Source organism: Sulfitobacter sp. L-8 (assembly GCF_056859255.1).
Genome location: NZ_JBSXOD010000001.1, coordinates 1 through 3,681 on the forward strand (window position 1 = coordinate 1; position 3,681 = coordinate 3,681).

5 protein-coding genes are annotated in these 3,681 nt (G+C 55.6%); 2 read left to right on the forward strand and 3 right to left on the reverse strand.

Annotation, left to right across the window (positions count from 1 at the left end; genetic code table 11):
- The coding region (locus tag AC13DE_RS00005) for a transposase (protein WP_483046615.1) at window positions 1-174 on the forward strand (174 nt) is incomplete at its 5' end.
- 13 nt (window positions 175-187) lie between these two features.
- Window positions 188-1,093, forward strand: coding sequence for an ArdC family protein (locus AC13DE_RS00010; RefSeq protein WP_483046611.1), 906 nt, complete (start codon window positions 188-190; stop codon window positions 1,091-1,093).
- A gap of 125 nt (window positions 1,094-1,218) precedes the next feature.
- On the opposite strand, the gene AC13DE_RS00015 is transcribed toward AC13DE_RS00010, so the two are convergent.
- The 3 genes from AC13DE_RS00015 to AC13DE_RS00025 form a co-directional block, all read right to left on the reverse strand.
- Window positions 1,219-2,523 (reverse strand): type II toxin-antitoxin system HipA family toxin, encoded by a 1,305-nt coding sequence (locus tag AC13DE_RS00015; protein ID WP_483046612.1) that lies wholly within the window; start codon window positions 2,521-2,523, stop codon window positions 1,219-1,221.
- 1 nt (window position 2,524) lies between these two features.
- Entirely contained in the window at window positions 2,525-2,776 is a 252-nt protein-coding gene (locus tag AC13DE_RS00020; RefSeq protein WP_483046613.1) for a helix-turn-helix domain-containing protein, read from the reverse strand.
- 183 nt (window positions 2,777-2,959) lie between these two features.
- On the reverse strand, window positions 2,960-3,139 hold the full coding sequence (locus AC13DE_RS00025; protein ID WP_483046614.1) for a hypothetical protein: 180 nt from the start codon (window positions 3,137-3,139) through the stop codon (window positions 2,960-2,962).
- Window positions 3,140-3,681 lie beyond the last annotated feature (542 nt).

Here is a 3,681-nt window from a genome sequence, read left to right on the forward strand (position 1 = left end):
CGCAACCGGATCGAAATCATGTTCGGCAGGCTGAAGGATTGGAGGCGCGTTGCAACCCGGTACGACAGATGCCCGAAGGTCTTCCTGTCCGCCATCGCACTCGCAGCCGTCGTCATCTTCTGGCTATGTGTCCTGACCCTACTCCAGCTGCATGCGCAACTGACTATCCAATGAAGGGAAAAGACCCATGAAAAAGGACATTTATCAGAAAGTAACAGACAAGATCATCGCTGATCTGGAGCAAGGAGAGTTGAGCTGGCTCAAGCCGTGGAGCGGCGGCAATCTGGAAGGCAAGATCGCCAAACCGCTACGGCACAACGGCATGCCCTATAACGGGGTCAACATTTTGATGCTGTGGGGTGCATCTGTTGAGGCCGGATATTTCTCCCCGTACTGGGTGACATTCCGCCAAGCCAAGGAGCTGGGTGCGCATGTGAAAAAGGGTGAGCGCGGCAATCTGGTCGTGTATGCGAACACCATCACTAAGACCGAAGAGGGCGAGAACGGACAGGACGAAGAGCGAAAGATTCCGTTCATGAAAGGCTATAGCGTTTTCAACGTCGATCAGATCGAAGGCTTGCCCGAGCACTACTATTCCAAGCCCGAGCCGATCATTGATCCAGCGTCGCGGATCGATCATGCGGAAGAATTTTTTGCTCACACCCGCGCTGATATCAGGCAAGGGGGCAATTCCGCCCACTATGCAGGCGGCAGCGATCATGTGCAGATGCCGCAATTCGAAACATTTCGTAGTCCTGAAGCGTACTATGCCACGCTTGCGCATGAGCTCACGCATTGGAACAAGCACAAGAGCCGTTTTGATCGTGAATTTGGGCGCAAGAAGTGGGGCGATGAAGGCTTCGCCCGCGAGGAACTTGTTGCCGAGTTGGGCGCGGCGTTTCTATGCGCCGATCTGGAACTGACACCGGAGGTGCGAAGCGATCACGCCGCCTATATTCAGAGCTGGCTCAAGGTGTTGAAGGAAGACAAGCGGGCGATCTTTTCCGCCGCCGCCCATGCGCAGCGCGGCGCTGATTTCTTGCATGGGTGTCAGCCTGTCATTGAGGAAGCGCAGCAAGGAGCCGCCGCTTAAGGCGGCTCCACAGTCAGAAAATTTCGCCCGCCAGTTGGCGGGCGGAAAATCCATGTTTTGGATGCATGTGGATTTGCTCAATCGGGTTGAGCAAAACGCCCTTCATGCAAACCTTGATCGCGTGCTCAAGGTTTGAGGTGGCGCAGCCGGTCCAAGACCGCGCTGCGGATCGAAGTGACAAGCACTTCTGGAAACCCTACGGGAAGCGCAGAGAAAGTCTTGTCCATCGCGGTTTGCGCCGATGTATGGAAGTTTTCAAAAATGTCGGCAATGGCTTTGCGGGATAGGCCGGACTCAACGCCCGTCTCCATAATGTGACGCCCGATGATATCGCCGACCTTGTAGTGATTTGATTTGCCAAAGCGCATCGCCAGCTTGAAGTCCTTGCGCTGCACTTGGCCGTCATCAACACTGGGCTGCACGGTCAGCACGTCATAGAACGGCGTCATCCGAAAACGGCCACCTGGTAGCAAGGCAAGGCTAAAATTCTTGGCATGCCCATCGGTGGCGCCGCTCAGCCAAAACAAGATGTTGGCTTTGAAGAATTCCATCCTGTCCTGCGCAGGTTCGTCACTTCCGAGCAGAAGGCCCATGATATCTGCGATACTTGGCCCGCCTTCATTCTGGTATTTCTGTGTCGGCGGCACTGATAGGGCTTGCGCGCAGTCTTCTTGCGGCAAGCGGATGAGACGGCCACCCTTCGTCCAGAGGCGGTCAAACCGCTCGATAACAAGAGCCTTGCGCGCACCGAAGCTGGACATCTCGACATTTGCGGCGCGCAGGCCAAAGCCTTCCATCAGTTTCAGGCACAGATACTCGTTTTCGACGCTGTTCGACAAATCCATGCCGTTCGGGAGCCGCCCGATCTGCGGCTTGATGATATGTGTTGTCGGTGTGGTGCCCGAAGGTTCTAACCACTTGCCGTCATGCCAGAGAAGGGCGGTTTTTTCCTGCGCGCCTGCCACCGATATCCGGAAGTCCTTTTCTCTCCTGATGCCGAGCGGTGCGACATCCAGTTCACCTAGCAACGCTTCGATGTCCGTCTCACTGACCGCATGGCCGGTGAGATCATCGGCGGCTTGCGGCGCTTCGCCGTCTGGCAAGAATTGCAGCGCGCCCACACAGTCCCGGCCAATTTCACTGAGCAGGCTATAGGCGTCCGTGCCCGCCGCGCCAACGCGCTCCGCAACGCGCCGCCGTATTCCATCATTATCCGGCAGCAAATTTTCGAAAACGGCCATGACGGGTGCGCCGATATAGCGGTCTTCACGGAGCGGCAAGGAAAGTGAGACAGGGAGCCTGTGCTCCCATGCCAGCCAGTCTTTATCATAGACAAAGCTGATCGCGCCCGTACTTTCCCGCAAAAGCTGGCCGACATGGCGCGCATTCAGAAAGACATTCAGCGGTGGATAGCTTCGTTTGCGTCCCATCTTAAAAGATGTCCTCGAAGCTTTCAGCCGAGCCCTTGCTGCGCCCTTGCACCAGAATCTCAAGATCAAGCGCGGCAAAGATATCGAAGAGGGTTTCCAGCTTGGTGCCGGATAAGCCGTTCTCAACCTTGGAAATCGTCTCCTGCCAGACGCCGCTACGCTCAGCGAGCTCTTTCTGCGTCAGCTTCTTTGCCTTACGGGCTTGGCGGATGGCGTGCCCGATATCGTTTGGTGTGCGTGCCAGGTTCTTCATCTGTAACTCCTTACAGCCCAGTATGATCCTTAAGTCATAAAATGTCAATATGATCTATAGGGCATAAATGACACTTATGATCTGCGGGGCATAAAACATAAGTATGATCTGGAGATCATGAAAGCCTATGACGCGCACGAAACGACGAAAAAAGCGACTGACCATGTGGCCAGCCGCATGAGATCAGATGCTTGGCGAACGGGTCGCCAGTTCATCCTCGATGTTGCGCATCGATGCCAGCGCATCGCGGCGCTGATCGCTACCGCGCGGTGCTGTTGCAAAGGCGTTGAACGCTTTGGTCAGAAGACCATGCAATTCTGCCGTGCTGCGGGATGCCGCTTCAAATCGTGAGACGAGTTTCATGGCACTCCTCCTCTTGTTTCAAGGAGGCCCCGAACCACTCAGGGCCTTTCGGCCCGGACACACACAATCATCGGCCAGTGAAGGCGCTGATGGTTCGGCAACGATCTTGGAATGGGGGAGCGGTGCGCTTGAAGATCGCCCAGCTCGATTTGTTCAGGCCTATTCAGCAGGTGGAAAAGGATTGACCGGACTACTGGCGGGGTTTCTCGACATGAATTTGCCAGCCACACCGATAAATTCCGCGCTGCTCTTGCCCTTTCTGCATCGAAACTCTCAGGAGGGGATGACGGCGGAACGCCAAGATTGAACTGCGGCAGTGATCATTGGACAGGTCGCGATTTTTCGAAGGCCAGAGTTTCCAGTCTTGCTTGGGGAGTGCTTGCAACAAGAACCCTAAAATCCCTAGGGTCAGGACCCATTGATTTCCGCGTAGGGGCGTGATTCACGGTTCGAAAACCGAGCGGTGAACATGTCTGATCTTTTCTGGCTGACGGATGCGCAGATGGCGCGCCTTGAGCCCTTCTTTCCGAAGTCACCCGGTA

Bases quoted from the DNA above. Each gene is read 5' to 3' on its own strand.
- AC13DE_RS00010 (WP_483046611.1), top strand. From the start codon at position 188: ATGAAAAAGGACATTTATCAGAAAGTAACAGACAAGATCATCGCTGAT.
- AC13DE_RS00015 (WP_483046612.1), bottom strand. From the start codon at position 2,523: ATGGGACGCAAACGAAGCTATCCACCGCTGAATGTCTTTCTGAATGCG.
- AC13DE_RS00020 (WP_483046613.1), bottom strand. From the start codon at position 2,776: ATGAAGAACCTGGCACGCACACCAAACGATATCGGGCACGCCATCCGC.
- AC13DE_RS00025 (WP_483046614.1), bottom strand. From the start codon at position 3,139: ATGAAACTCGTCTCACGATTTGAAGCGGCATCCCGCAGCACGGCAGAA.